15 protein-coding genes are annotated in these 20,098 nt (G+C 38.9%); 2 read left to right on the top strand and 13 right to left on the bottom strand.

Annotated features, from left to right (window positions below; all coding sequences use genetic code 11):
• The 13 genes from A9J31_RS15240 to rpmH all read right to left on the bottom strand — a co-directional run.
• The coding region (locus A9J31_RS15240) for an IS1 family transposase (protein WP_162270466.1) at positions 1-163 on the bottom strand (163 nt) is incomplete at its 3' end.
• Positions 160-4,365 (bottom strand): DEAD/DEAH box helicase, encoded by a 4,206-nt coding sequence (locus A9J31_RS01895; protein WP_081410236.1) that lies wholly within the window; start codon positions 4,363-4,365, stop codon positions 160-162. The genes A9J31_RS15240 and A9J31_RS01895, both read right to left, overlap by 4 nt.
• Positions 4,366-4,555: 190 nt before the next feature.
• On the bottom strand, positions 4,556-5,746 hold the full coding sequence (locus tag A9J31_RS01890; RefSeq protein ID WP_067762011.1) for a Fic family protein: 1,191 nt from the start codon (positions 5,744-5,746) through the stop codon (positions 4,556-4,558).
• A gap of 1,847 nt (positions 5,747-7,593) precedes the next feature.
• Positions 7,594-9,720, bottom strand: a complete 2,127-nt coding sequence (locus tag A9J31_RS01885; protein WP_067762009.1) for a DUF3987 domain-containing protein — start codon at positions 9,718-9,720, stop codon at positions 7,594-7,596.
• A complete protein-coding gene (locus A9J31_RS01880) occupies positions 9,717-10,022 on the bottom strand; it encodes a hypothetical protein (RefSeq protein ID WP_067762007.1) in 306 nt (101 codons plus the stop codon). The genes A9J31_RS01885 and A9J31_RS01880 overlap by 4 nt, the downstream gene beginning before the upstream one ends.
• A 216-nt stretch (positions 10,023-10,238) precedes the next feature.
• Complete coding sequence (locus A9J31_RS01875) at positions 10,239-10,448, bottom strand: helix-turn-helix domain-containing protein (RefSeq protein ID WP_067762006.1); 210 nt, start codon at positions 10,446-10,448, stop codon at positions 10,239-10,241.
• 2 nt (positions 10,449-10,450) lie between these two features.
• Entirely contained in the window at positions 10,451-10,681 is a 231-nt protein-coding gene (locus tag A9J31_RS01870; protein ID WP_067762002.1) for a helix-turn-helix transcriptional regulator, read from the bottom strand.
• A 555-nt stretch (positions 10,682-11,236) separates the two neighbouring features.
• Positions 11,237-12,472, bottom strand: a complete 1,236-nt coding sequence (locus A9J31_RS01865) for a tyrosine-type recombinase/integrase (RefSeq protein ID WP_067762000.1) — start codon at positions 12,470-12,472, stop codon at positions 11,237-11,239.
• A gap of 204 nt (positions 12,473-12,676) precedes the next feature.
• Complete coding sequence (gene mnmE, locus A9J31_RS01860; RefSeq protein WP_067761990.1) at positions 12,677-14,032, bottom strand: tRNA uridine-5-carboxymethylaminomethyl(34) synthesis GTPase MnmE; 1,356 nt, start codon at positions 14,030-14,032, stop codon at positions 12,677-12,679.
• Between the two features lie 92 nt (positions 14,033-14,124).
• Positions 14,125-15,888: a membrane protein insertase YidC gene (yidC, locus tag A9J31_RS01855; protein WP_067761988.1), complete on the bottom strand. Its 1,764-nt coding sequence runs from the start codon at positions 15,886-15,888 to the stop codon at positions 14,125-14,127.
• Between the two features lie 5 nt (positions 15,889-15,893).
• Entirely contained in the window at positions 15,894-16,214 is a 321-nt protein-coding gene (gene yidD / locus A9J31_RS01850) for a membrane protein insertion efficiency factor YidD (protein ID WP_067761986.1), read from the bottom strand.
• A gap of 9 nt (positions 16,215-16,223) precedes the next feature.
• A complete protein-coding gene (rnpA, locus tag A9J31_RS01845) occupies positions 16,224-16,616 on the bottom strand; it encodes a ribonuclease P protein component (protein ID WP_067761984.1) in 393 nt (130 codons plus the stop codon).
• 31 nt (positions 16,617-16,647) lie between these two features.
• Positions 16,648-16,782 (bottom strand): 50S ribosomal protein L34, encoded by a 135-nt coding sequence (rpmH, locus tag A9J31_RS01840; RefSeq protein WP_000831329.1) that lies wholly within the window; start codon positions 16,780-16,782, stop codon positions 16,648-16,650.
• A 656-nt stretch (positions 16,783-17,438) separates the two neighbouring features.
• On the opposite strand from rpmH, the gene dnaA reads away from it, so the two are divergent.
• Together dnaA and dnaN are read left to right on the top strand one after the other, a co-directional pair.
• Positions 17,439-18,824, top strand: coding sequence for a chromosomal replication initiator protein DnaA (dnaA, locus tag A9J31_RS01835; RefSeq protein WP_067761982.1), 1,386 nt, complete (start codon positions 17,439-17,441; stop codon positions 18,822-18,824).
• A gap of 107 nt (positions 18,825-18,931) precedes the next feature.
• Positions 18,932-20,080, top strand: a complete 1,149-nt coding sequence (gene dnaN / locus A9J31_RS01830; RefSeq protein ID WP_067761980.1) for a DNA polymerase III subunit beta — start codon at positions 18,932-18,934, stop codon at positions 20,078-20,080.
• Positions 20,081-20,098: the final 18 nt, after the last annotated feature.

Below are 20,098 nucleotides of genomic sequence, written 5' to 3'. Positions count from 1 at the left end.
CTATTCTAGAGTGACAGCCGTTATAAGTTAGGGCATGATCGCCAATAAACTGGCGTTTGCAGTCCTTACATTGATAGTTCTGCTTGCCATAGCTTTTTTTGCCGTTTTTCTTTAAACTGGGACTGTGACAGTCGGGGCAATTGATCTGTATTTGTGTCTTCATAACCTCAAATATATCATCTTGCTTCGGCTGTCACTCTCCTTTATTAACTCAGCATACTTTCTGATACACCACCAAATACTAAACTCTTTGGATTCGCCTTTCCCTAAGCAATTAATTGTTAAATTACTTACCATATCATTCGGAAAAATTAACGAATTTCTAGAAGGCATTTCATTGAGATTCTTGTCAAAGTAAACATTCATTTTTGTAAACGGTCTATAAAGTATTGAACGCATACTTTCCTCATTGAAATGTTTAGCTCTACCTTTGCTTAGGTCATTTCTAAATGCTCGAGACCAACTAATTTTAGAAGAATCATAATTTATATCTTTGTCTGACCATTGCGACAATGCTTGTAACCGTAAACGTTCGGTATTATAAAAATCGATTGTCACATTTATATTGTTTTTTAATTTCTCTTTAGAAAAGTTCAAACACCAAGCATCTCGACTTGTTAATATTCCTTGTGAATAGATGGGAAATATAGCTGAGTTGGCAGTATCCTTAACCCCTAATGGCAAATATTTTTCAAAACTATCATCACGTTGATTCAGCCAATCACCATGCTCATCAGGGTTGATTTTTACCCAATCGTTAGCCGCCGTAATTCCTTGCAAGCTTTTAAACTCACTAATCTTCTCGAGCTTTTCTTCACGACTCAAGTAGTCACCAATATCATGAAAATAGATTTGCCCTTGTTGATCGGCATTAGGATTCTTCACTAAGATTGAAATCGCAATAGGCGCACGACTACCACTCCCAAAGATTTTCCCACCTTCTTGACGTGATTTTTCACCGGAAGTACGTTGATTACCACGTAAATGGAAGATATACAGACTGCTAAATTCTTCTGCTAAACATTTACGCAAGCCATCTGCTGTATTTGCATCTACAAAGCCTGCATTAGTTACAAAACCAATCACACCTTGAGTTGCAATACGATCACTTGCCCATCTAATTGCTAAAATATAGGAGTCATACATACCTTTAGATAAGGTTGCATTCGATTTTGCAACATAAGTACTAGCAATTCTCGAGTTTAAAAAAGCATATTCAATATTTGCATTTGCATCATTTTCTGATTTTTGACCGATAGAATAAGGTGGATTGCCAATGATGACCTGAATATCGAGCGCCTTTTGACGTTTACGACGTGCACTATTATCAACAAGAACTTGATCTACCAAGTCTTCTTTTTCATACATCTGGAAGGTATCGGTTAAACAAATACCTTCAAACGGCGTGTAATCATCAATAATGTAACTATGATAAACAGCTTCAATGTTAATCGCAGCAATGTAGTAAGCGAGTAATACCAGCTCATTGGCATGAAGCTCATTTTTATATTTATAAACGAGCTGATCTTGTGGAATTAAACCGCTCTGAATCAAACGGGTAATAAATGTGCCGGTCCCCGTGAACGGGTCTATTACATGCACGCCTTTGTCGGTAATGCTCTTACCAAACTCTTGTTTCAGTACATCATTGACACTGTGCAAAATGAAATCGACTACTTCTACAGGCGTGTAAACAATACCTAAACGCTCAGTCATACGAGGGAAGGCATTACGGAAAAACTTGTCATATAACTCAACAATAATCTTCTGTTTACCTTCAGCACTATCAATGCCTGCTGCACGCATTTTTACACTTTCATAGAAACGTTCTAATGCCTGAGTTTCACTATCAATTTGATGTTGATCGAGTACATCTAACACCTTTTGCATTGCCACAGCCATCGGGTTGTGCTTAGCAAAGCTGTATTCATCAAATAAGGCATCAAATACTGGTTTGGTAATTAAATGCTGTGCCAACATTTCAATAATTTCAGCATCAGATACAGCATTATTTAAGTCATCTCGAATCTCAATTGCGAACTCTTCAAATACTGCACGTTCTTTGTCGCATTCAGGACGTTGCAAAATTTCGGTAATGAGCTTGATATGGGTTTGAGCAATTTTGGAAATATCATTGGCCCAATCTTCCCAGTGATGACGATTACCCACTTTTTGAACTACTTTAGCGACAATAGCACGCTCAATTTCACCCGATTCAAAACTAAACGAGTGTTGAGCATTATCTTCTTCAGTTTTCTTACCTTTCTTAGTAGCAGTACCAATACTTGTACCGCCTTTTCCGGCTGCTTTCTTTTGTGCTTTGGCTGCAACCTTATTGGTGATGGCAATCACTTCCATCTTGGAGTTATCAATGCCAGTTAAGTCCATTTTATTAATCATGGCATCAAAGCGGTCATCATGAGAGCGTAGGGCATTTAATACCTGCCAAACGACCTTATAAGTCTTGTTGTCATCTAATGCTTTATTTGGATCAACGCCTGGTGGAATCACTACAGGTAAAATTACGTAGCCACGTTTTTTATTCGGTGCCAGACGCATTACCCGTCCTACAGACTGAACTACATCAACTTGTGAATTACGTGGAGTCAAGAATAAAACTGAATCCAAAGCAGGTACATCAACACCTTCAGATAAGCAACGTACATTACTTAAGATACGGCAAATAGGGCGAGCTTGATCATTTTCATCAAAAACTGGTTCAGGCGTTGCTTTCAGCCAATTTAACTTCTCTTCCTTTTGTGAAGCCCCCATACCGCCATCTACGTGCTGTGCTTCACAAACCAAATGATGTGAAATTTCATTCCCTTCATTCTGTTCAGCGGTTTGATAAGCTTCAACAACAGTCTGGAAAATATTGGCAATATTTTTAGAACTTACTTGATGAGTACGTGCTTTTTCTGATTGTTCAATCACCTGACAGAATGCTAATGCACGCTGCATAGGAGCAGTATCTTCCTCTACATCAGCATGAATACCTTGCTTCGATAATGCCTTCCAACACCCAACAATACGTGCTGCATCATCAACAACAATATCGGCATTCTCAGTTATCGTTGCACCAATTTTGTCAATAATGGTATCTGAGTCTACTGTTAAAACAATGACCTTATAGTCAACCAGCAGGCCAAGTTTTACTGCTTCAGAAAAGTTAATGGTATAGAGGGTTTCACCAAAAAGTTTCTCATCATCCATCGAGAATAATGTGAATTCACTGGCGTTAGATTTCACATCATCTGAAAAGATACGAGGTGTCGCCGTCATATATAGGCGTTTCTTACCTAAGATAAAACCAGAATCATGAATTTTAACAAAGTTAGAATCATCTTCGCTGTCATGGGTGGAGCCCGTAGTACGGTGTGCCTCATCACAGATAATTAAATCAAACTCAGCCATCCCTTCGTTATTTTGAGCATCACTCACCGTATTAATTGAGTGATAGGTCGAAAACACCACAGTCATATGTTCTGAATCGTGATGTTTCTCTACATTTCCAGCAAGCTTTTCTGCATCTGTGGTCGCAGGGTACTGTAATTCATGAGCAAGGGTAGTTACGGCATCTATAGCGCTCTTATTTGCCTTCTTACCCACTTCAGTATCTGAGCATACCGCATAGCTATGAAGTGGCGTAGTGGACTCCTGGGTCCATTCTGTGAGGGTTTGAGAGAGTAGGGATAAACTTGGAACAAGAAATAGGACTCGCTTACCTTTTCCAGCACACTCTTCTGCAATTTTAAGACTGGTGAAAGTCTTACCAGTACCACAAGCCATGATGAGCTTGCCACGATCTAGTTTTTGGTCATATAGACCAATTTTGACATTCGTCAGTGCTGCACTTTGATGAGGACGTAATTGCTTCTTAGGTTTAAAAACGACTTCTTTTTTTTCTAAAAACTTAGCCCAATCAATTACACTGTTGGCTAAAGTTGCAAGATCAATTTTAGTAACCGGTGGGTCCTGGTTTTCTAAAGTGTCTAAAGCATTTTGTGACCATTCATTCGTAGTACTGACAATAATGCGACTTTTAAAATAGGTCTTAGAAGCTGCGGATAAGAAACTGTCTATCTCAGACTTTGAGACTTTACGATCGGCATCATAGAGTTTGCATTGAATCGCACAAAAGCCGCCGTCTTTGTCTGTAGCGACTAAATCAATACCGGTATCTTTACCTGTTAAACCTTGTTCCTTTGCCCATTCAGTATAGGGTTGAACTTTGGTAAACAAATCAGCATATGCCGGCTCATTCTCAAAATACTTAATACAAAGTAGCTCGAAGTAAGTTCCTTTTTCTCGTTCTGATTTTGCTGTAGTTCTATATGTATTAATTAAGTCAAAAAAAGCAGACATAAGTCCCCAAACCCATAAATAATGTCTTATTGAATACAATGGATTCTACTGAATGCCGTATATAAAAACTATAATTTATAAAGGTTCTTTAATTTGTTTTAAATTTCAATCAATTATTGAAAAAATAGAACTATATTGAGTTTTAGGTAATAGAAAGCCCCCTGTGTAGGAGGCTATATAAGACTTTTCATTACTCACCTATAAAGATTAATCCATCTTGCTCAGACAAAAACTCTAGGGTAATCAGCTTATCTATATCTCTATAAAAAGTTCTCTCAACTTTTCCGTTATATAAAGCCTGAATTTGGGGCATACGATATATATCAGCCTTAGAAAAATGCTTGTCATTTTCTCCAATCGCTCTCATCAAATTATGAATCAAATTGAATTGACGATCTGAAATGTGTTTACTGAACTTAGCTTGATTCAATGCTGTTTGATAAAGCAAGAAGCTAATCAATCTATTACTTTCATCATGCAGATATTCAATTGTTTCAAACATCCCATTAAGTACAAACTCGACAAAAAGCTGGTTAGGGTTGTCTACTTTCTTTTCGGCTTGTTTTCTACATTGATTGAAGAGAGCAAAATATTCATGAATATTGGTCTGGTAATATTTCCAAATAGCAGATGAGCTAAATCTATAACCGGATTGTTCAAGAATAAACATTTCAATTAGACGCCCAGTACGTCCATTGCCATCCCAAAACGGATGAATCAATTCAAAGTAATAGTGAGCCAAGCATGCCCTAACAATTGAAGGCTGATTAATGATGGCAGGGTTATTCAACCACTCTGCCCAAGCTTGAATAAGGTATTCAATATCTTCGATACATTTTGGTGGTCTATATGTCCCACCATGTACATCATTACCTACAATAGTCTTTTGAGTAGGCTGATTATTTCTCAGTTGCCCTGCAGGATTGTGCTGTTCTGCAAGATTCTGAGATACAAGTGTATGTAATTGAAACATAGTAGAGAGTTCAAAAATTTTACCGTTCACCGGCAGTAATTTTTTTGAACTAAATTTTTTTATCCATTCAATTGATTCTTTTAAATTAGTAAGTCGTCTTTCTTCTGATTTTTGAATAGTTTTAGGGTCTTGTTTTAGGATATTCGCTGTTTCTTGTTCTGTGAACTGTCCACCTTCAATCGTGTTCGTACTATAAATACTACTAGCCAATACTTTATCTTGAACTTGATCAATAATTAAAGGAAGGCTAGGGGTCTTATTAAAACGTTTTTGTGAATCGTTAACACGATCAAGCATTGCCTGAATCTGCTTAAGATCTAGACCTAATTGAAAAGTAAAAGAGCCTGACTTATATGTCATTACTCTTAAAGTCGTATCATCTATCCACGTTTTACTATGTTCAGGCATATTTTGTCAGGAAAAATGTCAAAGGTAATGTCAATATATTAATATTGTATATCATAGATTTAGTCAATTTTTTCTAATAAAAATGTCAAAGAAAATGTCAAAGAAAATGTCAAAGAAAATGTCAAAAATGAAAACTATTTTAAAACCTTTAATATCAATTAGTTAATATTTATCCTAATCTCTATCACAGCCTTTTCATTGCTCTTAGTATCTTTGTATTTTCTGGTACGCAATCCATCCATTTGTTAAGTAAATATTTTTTAATGCCAGACCTATTACATTCATAGTTATGGTTTTCATTTAATTTTTTCAATTCCCTTTGAAATAGCTGCGATTCTGCGATTTTATCCTGTATCCCTTGCTATAGAAGGGCCTTATAATCACAAACGGCTTGCGATAACGCTGCGATTAGTTGCGATTCATGCATTTGTATTGGTTTAAGTCTATTAAACCCTCTCAGATTATCTATTTTTTAGAGGCAACAAGGGCAACACAGGCAACATACTTGATATAACTGAGTTCCAGACTGTTGCCTCCTTTTTGGGGCCTGGGCAACAAAGGCAACATTTAAAATAAATTATAATTTATTCACTCTGATTGCCTCAATTCCATAATGAGTAAATGAGTAAATGAGTAAATGAGTAAATGAGTAAATGAGTAAAAAAACTAAGTTATAAGACTATGTTTATATTTTTATAGGCGACTTTTCAAGGATGCTTTCGGTAAAATCCGGTATGCCGATTTTTGCGTTTAATGACGCTTTTTTTACACTCTAAAAACCTCATATCCTATTGTAATAAATTATTTTTTTAATTTTTCACCTCAATAAGCGGCATTTCATATTTTTGTAAAAAATAGCATAAATTTGGCACTATGAACGGAATGAGTAATCACTAAAAATGAATCTCTATAATTAGGCCAGGCCAGTATCTATTTTCTACAGCCAACAAGTACGGAATATTTCATTATTTATGTTTGGCATTGACTTACCTCTCTCAGAATATCCATTCCCAATAGGTCATGCTTCAAGTTGACAACCTATAAAATTATAGTTATCTTTTTTAATAAATGGCTCTACCAAGTCGGGCTTTCCCCCGATCTTGAGCCGTCTTTTTTACTTGACCATTTATGGCTAAGTAAAAATATAAAAGGCACTTCATAATCGGGCTTCACCCCGATGAGAGGTGCTTTTTTACGCCTCTCAAAACATGTGTTTTGCACATTACATTTTTATAAATAGTAAATCTGATTTATTTCAAATTATCTCATTAAAATGCAGTATGAAAACTCAGCTATACGACTATATTTATATTTTTATAGGCGACTTTTTCAACCAGACCTTTCGGGAAAACCGGTATGCCGCTTTCCGGGTTTAATTACGCCTTTTTTACACTCTAAAAATCCAAATATATTCTTGAAATTAATAATAATTTTATCTTAACTTCTTCAATAAGCGGCATTTCATATTTTTGTAAAAAAACATAAATTTGGCACTATGAACGGAATGAATAATTACTAAAAATGAATCTCCATAATTAGGCCAGGCCAGTATCTTTTTTACATCCATCCCCTCCCAAAATATGGGAATAATTATGTTTAGAATTCGCCTTTTTTGTAATTTAATTTTAGGTATTTACCTAGAAACCTTGCGACTTTGCGTTTTTCTCTTATAGCCCTTATGTATCAAGGTTTTTAGTATCGCAACGCCATACCCCATAGTTTGCAATTTTGCGATTCCTTGTATCAATCACAAAGGAATCGCAACCAATCGCAGCACTATCGCAAGCCTTTGTGATTCTTAAACCCTTCTATAGCAAGGGATATACGCTAAAATCGCAAAAACGCAGTTATTCTAGCAATAAAGGGTTGAGTTCAATGTATGCGGCTTTACTGATAGTTACTAATCGAGCATGATTAAATTCAATTAATTCATTTAAGCATGGGTTAAATGCTTTTGCCTTTCTTAGATGTGATGGCGCACCTTTCATAGCAAGCGTTTTAGAAATACGGCTTGTCTTTAACTCCACACATTTCCGAATAAGCCATTTACTCAACTTTTCTGCATCACTTTCAGTTTTAACCTCAATATCTGCATACATGGCCCATTCATTCAGTGAGTGCTTGATGACCTCACAAGCTCCTGTTAATGTCTTGGCATCAATCCACTGTAAACCCTCAAAATAAGCGAATACAGTAGCCAAACGCCGTGCTAATTGACTAGCGCGACTGGCAAACGCCTGTAGGTATTCATAGCGTTTACCTTTGCCTTGTAGTTCCTCAAACATGTTGTAGAACGAAGCATCTATTTCCCTTGCTTCATCATTCATAGGAATGACGTAGCGCCCATTGTGAAGTTCTTGCTCTCCTTGTGGTCTTGGGCAGTCATCAAGCAAATATTCGCACCGTGTCCAGTAGGCAATCAATCTATGGTCATGATCGGCATTCTTAGATCGGTAAATAGCATCTTGCAGACGTGTTCCAGCCAAGTTTTCAGGAATGGTTAAAATGAATCTCGGTAAAAAGCCTTGTCCTCTTAGTACTGGGTCCTTGAGCGCATCAGCTAAAACTTCATGCTGCCCCTGAAGATTAAAGGTTAATCGCACATCATAAGCTCGACCACTACCATTTAAATTAGACTTAGACCGAGTACGCTCCACAAAACCATCATCAAATAACTTGGCATATCCACCAATGGCCTGGGTACGTGTGTCACCTTTCATGGTGTAACCACCAAAAAATTGACCAGCTTCATCACTAGAGATGGAGGCATTATTGAGTACACCATCCACATACAGCCCGGTAATAGATTCAAGGGTAATATCACTGTAAAGCGTACTTGGGTCATGGGGTGGGGGATTTTCAGCGCAATATGCTTCACGCTCCTTTTTATTTAATGACGCCTGGCCACTTTTCCATTGTTCAAGGTCACGGCGGTATTGCTCATACTGTTTACGTTCATACTGAATAATGGCTTTATCTGCCATATTTCGGCTTGTACTTTTACGACTTCCGCTTTGCCCTTCGGTCAACAAATACAGGCTGCATGGTTCACCTTGAGTATTAAATGGATGTGGTGCATTTACATGGACTTGGGCAATATGGGACATTGCACCAATGACACATTGAGCAGACATTGCAATAGGGGCTTGTACATGCTCAGCAATAGCAATAACTGCCTCTCTTGCCAGTGGTGGTAGGGCATGAATTGGATAAGGTGTATTTGGTAATGTTTCCATTGGTGCTAATGGCAACAATTCCGCCCATTGGTTAAGAGTTGGTAAACGCTTAATAGATTCATCCAAGAAAATGGCAACTTCTTCCGAGGCATCTTCTTTATACAGCTCGATCAGACACTCACTTTTACCCCCTTGCTCATCAATCACGATATGCTGATTCAGCAATCGAACTGCCGTATTTTTCTCAAGGCTTTGGAAGGCTTCAAGCTGGATATGTTCAGGTCTGACAGGTAAGTAAAGTTGCTTATAACCCACCTGTGATAGCTGATTAATCACAAACTGGATTTGCTCGAAATCAAACGGCTTAAGTTCTGTTTGATGTTTACTGCATAGGTTAGGCAATAGCACCAAAGCCACGGCGTAACCTGCCTGAGCCACTTTAAAGAATGCTTCCAGGCCATAAGTAATAATGACAGGCTTAGCTGGGTCAAAATCCCCATACTTTGCAAAGCCATTAGCTAAACCATCAGGGGTGACAGATACACGCTGTTTATCTTGTAATACAGCACATTGAACAAGCTCTAATTGGCCGTTATAAATAGGCAGAATCAAAGGACTATCGTACTCAATGCCGTCAATGTCTACATTGCATTGGTCAACATAGATCGGCTGTAATGGACTGCCAAAACGCTGAATAATAGGATGCTTCGAATATTCTCCATCACTAGGATTTAAAGATAAACAATGCTCTAATATCTCTGTAGGATTATTTGGTTCCTTTAAGGCAGTTTCACTCACAATGATTCTGCCTTTTTATTTGCGTCTGTTTCTGCTCCATATTCCATAGCTTTATCCGAATAATGGCCTAAACGGCTTAATGCTATGTACTCATACATATCTAAATGGGTCATTAACTCTGACAATTGATGGCCTGGAACTACGCATTCATCCAATAGTTTTTTAAGTTCTTTTTTTACATGCTCTATCGCTGTATTCATCCATTGCATATCGCACTCAGCCAACGATGCCAAATCATGCATATCTTTAACACTATAAACTTTGACTAAAATATCTTGCATAGAATTGCTTTGATTAGACATTATTTTCCCCAGAACAATTAAGTTTTGAAAAACAAGTGTTAATAGGACACACCGTAGGTACAGCTATTTTCTGAACGCTGTAAAAACGAAATGTAGTAGGGATGGCCATATTCATAAATACAACTTCCCCATAAGCTGAACGCCCACAGCAAACAGCAATAAAAAAGGTTATACCCACGACTAAACATGTCTTAAATGTGTTTATAGAAATGCCCTTCATACAAGCACCTCATCTAGCTCATATCTGGAAAAAGCCCCACCGCCATTCGTATTAGGTTGCCGATGTGATTTAATTTGATATCCAGCACCACGAAGCCGATGAATAACAGCACTCAAGCGATAACAGCGAAATAGCTCTATCGCTTCAAATTGAGTAATTGAATTACCCTGTTTTAAATAATTTAGAATTAAGGTATCTGTACTCATGGTTAGATACCTTCTTTCTTGTTGTTATCTCTATGACAAGCAATACGCTCAGATACCCACTCATCCACCTCGGACTCAACCCAGGCCACCCGGCGCTCAGAAAGATTAATGCATTTAGGGAAAAGCCCTTCTTTCATCAAAGCATAAATTGAGGACACGCCTAAACCGGTCTTTTCCTGGACCTCTTTACGGCGAATTAAACGCTGAACTATATTTTTATTAGATGATGTCATCTAAACATTCTCCAAATATGGAAATGCCTAAACACAAACTAGGAAGGAAAGAATGGAGCAAGAATAAAAAGGGAGGATTAAAACAGTATAAATATTAAAGTATTAAAACTAATGAAAATAGCAAAGATATGCGCTCCCTTCCCAATTACATAAATAAAAGAGAAATTTAAAGGACCACAATTTGCTGAATAGCTACAAAACCTATAATATTATAGCCGTGACTATAATTTTATAGTCACTCCCTATAATCTTTGCTTTTACATTCTAGGTTCTCCTAGTTTTGTGCCCACAACGGCAAGATTAAAAAAATGATGGCTTTTTTGGGTAATTGGCGTTACCTAAACCACCTGCTACACAAAAAAGATCAAGTATTGGCGTACTTGGTCTTTTTCGCTTTTAAAAATTGAAAAGTTGCTGTATTCCTTTGAACACATTGTTCTTCTTTTCAATTTTTCGAACCTTAACACAGCTAAAAAATTTACTGTTCCCCAATATCCCCCTAAATTGGCTATTTCATAGGCAAAGAAACACAAATAATTAGTAATTTTCAACTATTCAGCCAATCTTTCTATTTTGGTTAAAAAATATTACGTTCGGCTCATAAATCACATCAAAAATAAAATTACTCCACTTTTGCATCATCTCTATACGTTCCTTCTCATATTTTGCTTTGTTATATACGCCTCTAACACCTTTCGCCGTATGGTTTAAACAAGCCTCGATTGCATCACTATTAAAACCTTGCTCATTTAAATGGGTGCTTGCTGTACGGCGCAAATCGTGAACGGTGAAGTCGGGTATATCTGTTAAAGCCAATGCTGCCTTTTGCGCCGTATTAAAAGCGTTGTGGCTAATATGTGTACCTGACTTCCTACCTACAAAAACATAAGGCTCATCACCAGCAATCGTTTTTAATTCCTTAAATAGCTCTATAACTTGGTCTGACATATAGACGACCATTTCACGGCTATGGCCTGTCATGCTATCTGCCTTTGTTTCTGGAATAAGCCACATACGACTATCAAAGTCCACATGTTCCCACTTGGCTCTTAATAACTCTGACTTCCTAACCAACGTCAGTAATGACAGCAAAAGGCCCAGCTTTCTAGGCCGGTAGATTCTTGAATTTAAGAGGGTGGTGTAATAAGTACGGATTTCATTTGTATTTAAATATCTATCTCTAGGCTTAGCTTTGTGTACGTGCCGTGATGGGATAGCCAAAACAGGGTTATAGGGTACAAGGCCCAAAGTCATTGCATAATCAAACATGCGCTTTAACAAGCCTCTGACTTGGTTAGCTGCTGCATCATATCCCTGTTCTTTTTTACGCCATATTGTACGGCGTACATCTTCAATGCTGATTTGATCTAAAGGGATGTGGCCCATTATTGGGTAAATGTCATTGTTCAGACATAAAATCATGTTGTAAGGGTCTTTACGGTCTTTTTTGATGACCTCATTTAGATAGCGTTCACCGTAGTCACTAAATAAGGTACTGCTGACTTTATTTTTCTTCTGCTTTGGTGAAATACCTTTGGCCACCAATGATGCAGACTCATCTCGAACCTGCCTAGCATCTTTCAATGACAAATCTGGATAACGACCTATAACCAGTCTTTCCTGTTTTCCATTTAAAGAGTAACGATACCACCACGACTTAACACCAGTCGTTGTTATATCCAGGAACAAGCCATTCGCTAATGCATCCTTAGCTGTATATCTCTTTTCACCGGCTTTGAGACTTTTAATTTCTCTGTCAGTAGAAAAAAGTATCTTTTTTGCTTGTGCCATAACCTAGTCACCATATAAAAAAATATAGTCACATTAAAGTCTGTGACTCCTTAGTGACTAAAAAATCATAGCACCAGTTGAGCATATTGAACATATTGGAAGAATAATAAGGCAATAAAAAAGCACTAAGTTATTAAAACTTAATGCTATTTAATTCATATAGTAATTTATTGGAACTTATTGGAATATTGACTTAAATTGAAATTACTTTCCAATACAGAATGATCCAAAAATCTTACCCAACAAATCATCTGCGCTAAAATCACCGGTAATTTCGCCAAGCGCATTCTGTGCTAAACGCAAAGACTCCGCGACCAATTCACCTGCGTTATATACCACCAATTGTTCACGTGCTTCAGCAAGATATAGCTGAGTGCGCTTCATTGCGTCTAAATGGCGTGTACGCGCAATAAAGGTATCTTCTTCTGGTTGGAAGCCAGCATGCGCTGTAATCGCATCTATGAGCGCCTGAACACCGGTTTCTTGTTTCGCTGAGACAGTGATATGACGAAAACCTTGGAAATCGGTGATTTCAGCTTGTGAACCTGTTAAATCACATTTGTTTCCAATAAGCATTAAGCGTTTTGGTTCGATGTGATCAGCAAAATATGCCTGCGCCAATTGCAGAGGATCTTCACCTTGGCTTAAGTCATAGACCAAAAGTAACAGGTCAGCTTGTTCAATTTCTTGAATGGCGCGACGTATCCCTTCTTTTTCCACCACATCGCCTGTTTCACGTAAGCCTGCGGTATCTGTCAGAGTAATAGGTAAACCATTTAAGCTAATTTTCTCATGCAGTACATCGCGTGTAGTACCCGCAATATCCGTTACAATGGCACGATCAATACCCGCCAAAGCATTTAACAGTGATGATTTACCGGCGTTGGGCTTTCCTGCAATCACCACCTGTAAACCTTCACGTAATAACTGACCTTGACGCGCAGATTGTTGTACTTGAGTGACAGCGTTTGCGACACCATCAAGTAGGTTCAAAATCTTACCATCTGCCAAAAAGTCGATTTCTTCTTCAGGAAAATCAATCGCAGCTTCTACATGTAGACGTAAATGAATCAGTTGCTCAAGTACTGCATTCACCTTGGTAGAAAATGCCCCCTGTAGTGAACGCACCGCAGAACGTGCAGCGGCTTGAGATGTTGCATCAATTAAGTCTGCAATTGCTTCAGCTTGCACCAAATCCATCTTGCCATTTTCGAAAGCGCGCATGGAAAACTCACCCGCTTTGGCAGCAATTGCACCTAATTCAAGCAAGCGTGCTAACAGCGCATTCTGAATCACAGGGCCGCCATGGCCTTGCAATTCCACCACATCCTCACCCGTAAATGAATGTGGATTCGGGAAGCAAAGCACCAAACCTTCATCCATAATTTCGCCTGATGCGTCATTAAACTTTCGAAAGCCTGCATAACGTGCTTTAGGTAATGGTTGCTGCGTCAGTGCCTCAGCAATCGCATAAGACTTCGGACCAGATAGGCGAATCACTCCGACACCACCACGACCTGGAGGGGTGGCAATTGCTGCGATCGTGGTTCGGTTTTGCATATAATTCACCTAAAAATTCTCAAACATCAGACAAAGAAAAATCCGCCTAAGATTACCATCTTAAGCGGATTTATTCAGCTAATCAGCAAGACTTAGTTTACTGGAGTCGCTTCATCACGTTTTGCACGTTCTTTTTCAACAGATTTGTTAATCATACCTTGTTGAAGGATAGTGATACTGTTGTTGACAATCCAGTACAGCACAAGGCCAGCAGGGAAGAACAACATAAATACTGTGAAAATGATCGGCATAATGCGGAACACTTTTGCCTGCATTGGATCGGCAGGTTGTGGGTTCAACATTTGTTGAATGAACATCGTCGCGCCCATTAACAACGGCAGAATAAACCAAGGGTCCATTGCCGACAAATCTTGAATCCAAAGCAACCAAGGTGCATGACGAAGTTCAACAGACTCCATCAATACCCAATACAATGCAAGGAAGATTGGCATTTGTAGTAACAATGGTAAACAGCCCGCAAGTGGGTTGACTTGTTCACGTTTGTACAGTGCCATCATTTCTTGAGAGAAGCGCATACGGTCTTCACCGAACTCTTCTTTCATACGTTGCATTTCTGGTGCAATCACACGCATTTTCGCCATTGAGCGGTAGCTCTTAGACGACAACGGCCAAAGAATCAATTTTACTAAGATGGTCAATAAAATAATTGCCCAACCCCAGTTACCAACTAAACCATGGAAGAACTGCAAGCCTAAGAACAGTAGCTTCGCAATTGGCCATAACCAACCATAATCCACAGTTTGGTTTAAACCAACCGCCAAATCTTTGAGTTCAGATTGGATTTTTGGACCTGAATAGAAGGTTGCATCCACTTCTGCCACAGTACCTGCTGGTACATTAATCGCAGGTGACGTGAAACCAATAATGTTCATGTCATCTGTAGATTTACGTGACTCAAGTTTTGCTGCGTATGGCTGACCATTTTGTGTCAGTTTAATTTCACCTGGAACCCATGCACTCACGAAGTAATGCTGAACCATTGCAACCCAACCACCAGTTGCTTCAACATTCAATTTTTCTTCATTGAAGTTCGCAAATTTCAGTTTGTTGTAATGTTCATCAGGCGAACCCCATGCACCACCTAGGAATGTACCCAATGTGAAAATACCTTGGTCAGACTTACCTGGATCTTCAGAGTTGTCGCGTTTCAGCTGACCAAACATCTGACCCTGCCAGTTCTGCGCACTGCGGTTCACAATTTTATGATTTACAACAACAGGGTATTTACCTTCAGTAAAGCTGAAAGTTTTGATTACTTCTACGCCATCTGCTGTTTTATAAACCATTGGTACTGAAAGAACTTTAGCTGTTTGACCATCTTTAGCTTTAACCGCTTTCGCATCGTTCATTGTATAAGATGATTTTTCAATCTCATAACTTGGACGACCTTTCGGATTACTGTCTGGGCCATTGAGACCGATCAAGCCAGACTGTGCAACGTAAGTTCGTTTAGCATCGCTTTCGAGCATAACAAACGGTTCATCGCTGTCTTTGTTCTTGTCGTGATTAAGTAATTCAACACGAACAATATCACCACCTTTTGGACTAATCCAAAAATGGTAAAGGTCAGTTTGTACTGAAATTAGCTGTTGACTAACAGGTGCAGTGGCATCTGTGGTTTGTTGCGTAGCAGCATTATTTGCTTGCGGCACATCTGAAGCAGCTGTTGCTGTCTGGCCATTTGGTAAATCGGCAGATACTTCATGCGATACCACCGCAGCATTTTGCTGAGGTTTTTGTTCCGCATTTCCATAATCTTTCTGCCAAGCCAAAATGAGCAAATATGCGACAACAAACATGGCCCCTAGAATTGCAATCCTGGCCCATTGTTGCATATGTATTACCCCAAGTGGTTAGAGTGATTTTGGTTCATTAAACGATCACGAAAGGGTACAGCAACGTGATGCGTTTGAGAATCTATTTGCTGAAATGAAATAAAACGAATTGCTTTTAAAGGAACAGGATCGTAACCCGAACCGCCCCAAGGATGACAGCGGCAAATACGCTTAACAGCCAGACACACACCACGTACAGCTCCATGTTGATGGACTGCTTCCAAGGAATATTGAGAACATGTTGGAATATAACGACAGCGGGGGCCCAGTAAAGGACTAATCGCAATCTGATAGAAACGGATTAACCAATGCAGTATACGAACCATTGGCCATCTCTACGCTTGTGGGGAGGTAGCTATTTTTTTATGCTTATTTGCAAGGCGTTGTAATTTTTGCCAAGCAAATTGTAATTGCTGATGCAACTCTGCATTCGGTACCGCCTCTATACCCATTTTCGGCATAATGACAATATCTAATACATTTGACTGCTGTTGATGCAGGCGAAAACTTTCGCGTGCAAGTCGTTTTACTCTATTTCTTTCATGTGCACGACGCACTTTTTTCTTAGCAACAACAATACCCAAACGGCTTTTAGGCTGTTCGGAAATTTTGGCAAGAAATAAGAAGTGGGGCTGATGCACTTTAAAAAGCGCACCATCGAAGACACTTTTATAATCGGCAGCACAGTGTATTCGCACATCTGTGCTATAGCCGTAAAGTGTAGTCATAACACCCAAGTCTTTACAGTCTTAACTGAAATTAAACAGTTAAGCTGTGACGACCTTTTGCACGACGACGCGCTAGAACTTGACGGCCAGCTTTAGTCGCCATACGAGCACGGAAACCGTGAACGCGTTTACGTTTCAACTCAGAAGGTTGGAAAGTACGTTTCATAGTGAAACTCCAAAATGATCTTTCAGTAAAGGTTCGCGATTTTAGTGCTCATTGCTTGAGCTGTCAATGAAAAACAATCTTTCTTTCAAAATCGAGGCTGTGTTATATCAAGATAAATAAAGATTCAAAAAAGGTTTTTCAGAAAAATAATAAATACCCACAAACTAAAGCATTGTATATATTTAATATTTAAGTTATCAGCAAGTTTACTCACAAATTTATCCACAAGCTGCTAGGTATTACCTTGTTGTAAAGAATTTAAATTTGAATTTAAAACAAGATTGGAGTTATCCCCAAAAATGATCGAGCTAATATATAAATTCAAATTTTAAAATTTAAATTTATTACTATTAGTGTTGATATTTTCTGTGGAAAAGCTATTTTTTAATTATTAAAACAATATCTTATGTTGTGAATAACCATGTTTTTATAATTTTGACAGTTTGTGGATAACTTTGTAATATATTTTATCCACAGCTTGCGGATAAACTTATCCACACATGGGTTATATTTTAAATTTAAAGCTGAATTGCGCTTTTTTGAGCAATTTAGACTGAATTAACCATGACAGATGTGGATAAGATGGTTAGAATGGCTGCCCGCTTAGCGGTGGCTGAACAATTTTTTCGTACAATGGACTGAAATAGGGGTTTCACATGCTTTGGACAGACTGCTTAACTCGCTTGCGACAAGAGCTTTCAGGAAATGTCTATACAATGTGGATACGCCCACTGGTCGCAGAAGATGCAGGCGATACCTTACGTCTGTATGCACCCAATCCATATTGGACACGTTATATTCAAGAGCACCATTTAGAACTGATTTCAATATTAGCGGAACAGTTATCTGAAGGTCGGGTGCGTAAAGTTGAAATTCTTGTCGACTCTCGGCCTGGTGCAATTCTTTCTGCATCTGAGCAACCGGCAACCACGACTGCAGCCCTGGAACAATCGCCAGCACCTGTTGCTCCATCACGTCCTAAAAAAGAAAAAGACGAGAGCTCTTCAAAAAATAGCCGTAAGCGTCAACTCAATCCGTTATTTACTTTTTCACTGTTCGTGGAAGGTCGCTCTAACCAAATGGCCGCGGAAACCTGTCGTAAAGTACTTACACAACCCGGTGCTTCACAACATAATCCCTTATTTTTGTATGGGCCGACAGGTTTAGGTAAAACCCACTTAATGCAAGCAGTGGGTAATGCATTATTACAGGCCAAACCGAATGCACGGGTCATGTATATGACGGCTGAAAGTTTTGTGCAAGATTTTGTCAGCTCACTGCAGCAAGGCAAAGTGGAAGAATTCAAGAAAAACTGTCGTTCATTAGACTTGCTCTTGGTTGATGACATCCACTTATTGGCTGGGAAAGAAGCCAGTTTGGTTGAGTTCTTTTATACGTTTAACGCCTTGTTAGATGAATCTAAACAAATTATTTTGACTTCGGATCGTTATCCGAAAGAACTAACGGAACTCGATCCACGTTTGGTTTCACGTTTTTCTTGGGGCTTGTCGGTAGGTGTGGAACCTCCTGATATTGAAACCCGTATTGAAATTCTGTTGAAAAAAGCCGAAAGCAATGACGTAGAATTACCACGTAACTGTGCGTTATTTATTGCTCAGCAAGTGGTAGCAAATGTTCGTGAGTTGGAAGGTGCATTAAATAAAGTCGTTGCAATTTCACGTTTTAAAGGAACACCGATCGATCTAGATGTGGTACGCGAATCTTTAAAAGATGTGTTGGCAATTCGTGCGCGTACCATCAGCACTGAAAATATTCAGCGTGTCGTAAGTGAATATTTCCGTATTCCGCTCAAGGAAATAGTTGGTCCAAAACGTACCCGTATCTATGCGCGGCCACGTCAATTGGCCATGGGGCTTGCACGTGAGTTAACAGGGGATAGCTTCCCTGAAATTGGTATGGCATTTGGTAATCGTGACCACAGTACCGTGATGCATGCTTGTGAAAAAGTGCAGAGTCTTCGTGAGGAAGATCCGATCTTCAATGAGGACTATAAGAACTTACAGCGCCTGCTGCAAAGTTAAGCTTTTTCGTTCAAATTCTGTTCTTGCAATGCGGTATATTCTGCCGCATAGTACACTGCTAAAAAATTAATTTATCTTTTCTGTCTTCAGTTTTAGAGGAATGTATTGTGCGTTTAAAAATCGCGAAAGAAAGCTTACTGAATGTTCTGTCACATGTCGTAGGAGCGGTTGAGCGTCGCCATACCTTAAATATTTTATCCAATGTCAAAGTGCAGGTCACTGAGCAGGCATTGACCATTACAGGTTCTGACCTAGAAGTAGAATTGGTTGCGAGCACACCGCTGGCAGACGGTGCATGTTTACAAGCTGGGGTTACGACAGTTCCTGCGCGTAAACTTATGGATATCTGTAAATCATTGCCTTCAGCGGCATTGATTGATTTACAAATCACTGAAGATCAGCGCTGTATTTTAAAATCAGGTAACAGCCGTTTTGTATTGGGTACTTTGCCTGCTGAAGATTATCCATTGCTGACCACTGAAAACACGCAAGGTACACAAGTTGCTGTAACACAGCGTGAGCTCAAACGCTTATTTGAAAAAACTTCATTTGCGATGGCAGTACAAGATGTACGTTTTTATCTAACTGGTACTTTACTTGAAATTGACGAAAATCAATTGCGTGCAGTCACTACAGATGGCCACCGTTTAGCGATGTGTGAAACAGCAGCAAGCTCGAATGCAACTCAAGCTATGCAAGCGATTGTTCCACGTAAAGCAGTGGGTGAATTACAGCGTTTATTAAGTGTTGAAGATGAGCAATTATCGTTGTTGATCGGTCGTGAATTGTTAAATGTAACGATTACCATTGCGAGTCGTGACAAAGAACAAGGCGACATTACCGTGCGTTTCACGACTAAGTTAATTGATGGTAAATTCCCTGATTATCGCCGTGTGATTCCGCGTGGTGGTGATAAAAATGTGCGTATTGCGCATGATGTTTTCAAGCAATCGCTACAACGTGTTGCAATTTTGAGTAATGAAAAATTACGTGGTGTATTCCTGAAATTTGATGCGGATACCTTGCAATTGCGTGCAAATAACCCTGAACAAGATGAAGCAGTTGAAGATTTGGCTATTCAATATGCAGATATGCCAATGGAAATGTCATTCAATGCACAGTACTTGCTTGAAGTATTGAATGTACTCGATGGTGATGATGTTTCGATGACGATGACAGAAGCAAATCAATCCGTATTGGTACAAGATCCACAACAACAAGATCAAACTTATGTTGTGATGCCAATGCGTGTGTAATTTAGGCTAAAGTCTCTT

This window comes from Acinetobacter gandensis, assembly GCF_001678755.1.
Lineage (GTDB): Bacteria > Pseudomonadota > Gammaproteobacteria > Pseudomonadales > Moraxellaceae > Acinetobacter > Acinetobacter gandensis.
Note: the sequence above shows the minus strand (reverse complement) of the source record. Positions and strands in the feature narration are given on the sequence as shown.

Excerpts from the sequence above, each read along its gene's own strand:
- A9J31_RS01895 (WP_081410236.1), bottom strand. The coding sequence starts at position 4,365 with ATGTCTGCTTTTTTTGACTTAATTAATACATATAGAACTACAGCAAAA.
- A9J31_RS01890 (WP_067762011.1), bottom strand. The coding sequence starts at position 5,746 with ATGCCTGAACATAGTAAAACGTGGATAGATGATACGACTTTAAGAGTA.
- A9J31_RS01880 (WP_067762007.1), bottom strand. The coding sequence starts at position 10,022 with ATGTCTAATCAAAGCAATTCTATGCAAGATATTTTAGTCAAAGTTTAT.
- A9J31_RS01875 (WP_067762006.1), bottom strand. The coding sequence starts at position 10,448 with ATGAGTACAGATACCTTAATTCTAAATTATTTAAAACAGGGTAATTCA.
- A9J31_RS01870 (WP_067762002.1), bottom strand. The coding sequence starts at position 10,681 with ATGACATCATCTAATAAAAATATAGTTCAGCGTTTAATTCGCCGTAAA.
- A9J31_RS01865 (WP_067762000.1), bottom strand. The coding sequence starts at position 12,472 with ATGGCACAAGCAAAAAAGATACTTTTTTCTACTGACAGAGAAATTAAA.
- mnmE (WP_067761990.1), bottom strand. The coding sequence starts at position 14,032 with ATGCAAAACCGAACCACGATCGCAGCAATTGCCACCCCTCCAGGTCGT.
- yidC (WP_067761988.1), bottom strand. The coding sequence starts at position 15,888 with ATGCAACAATGGGCCAGGATTGCAATTCTAGGGGCCATGTTTGTTGTC.
- yidD (WP_067761986.1), bottom strand. The coding sequence starts at position 16,214 with ATGGTTCGTATACTGCATTGGTTAATCCGTTTCTATCAGATTGCGATT.
- rnpA (WP_067761984.1), bottom strand. The coding sequence starts at position 16,616 with ATGACTACACTTTACGGCTATAGCACAGATGTGCGAATACACTGTGCT.
- rpmH (WP_000831329.1), bottom strand. The coding sequence starts at position 16,782 with ATGAAACGTACTTTCCAACCTTCTGAGTTGAAACGTAAACGCGTTCAC.
- dnaA (WP_067761982.1), top strand. The coding sequence starts at position 17,439 with ATGCTTTGGACAGACTGCTTAACTCGCTTGCGACAAGAGCTTTCAGGA.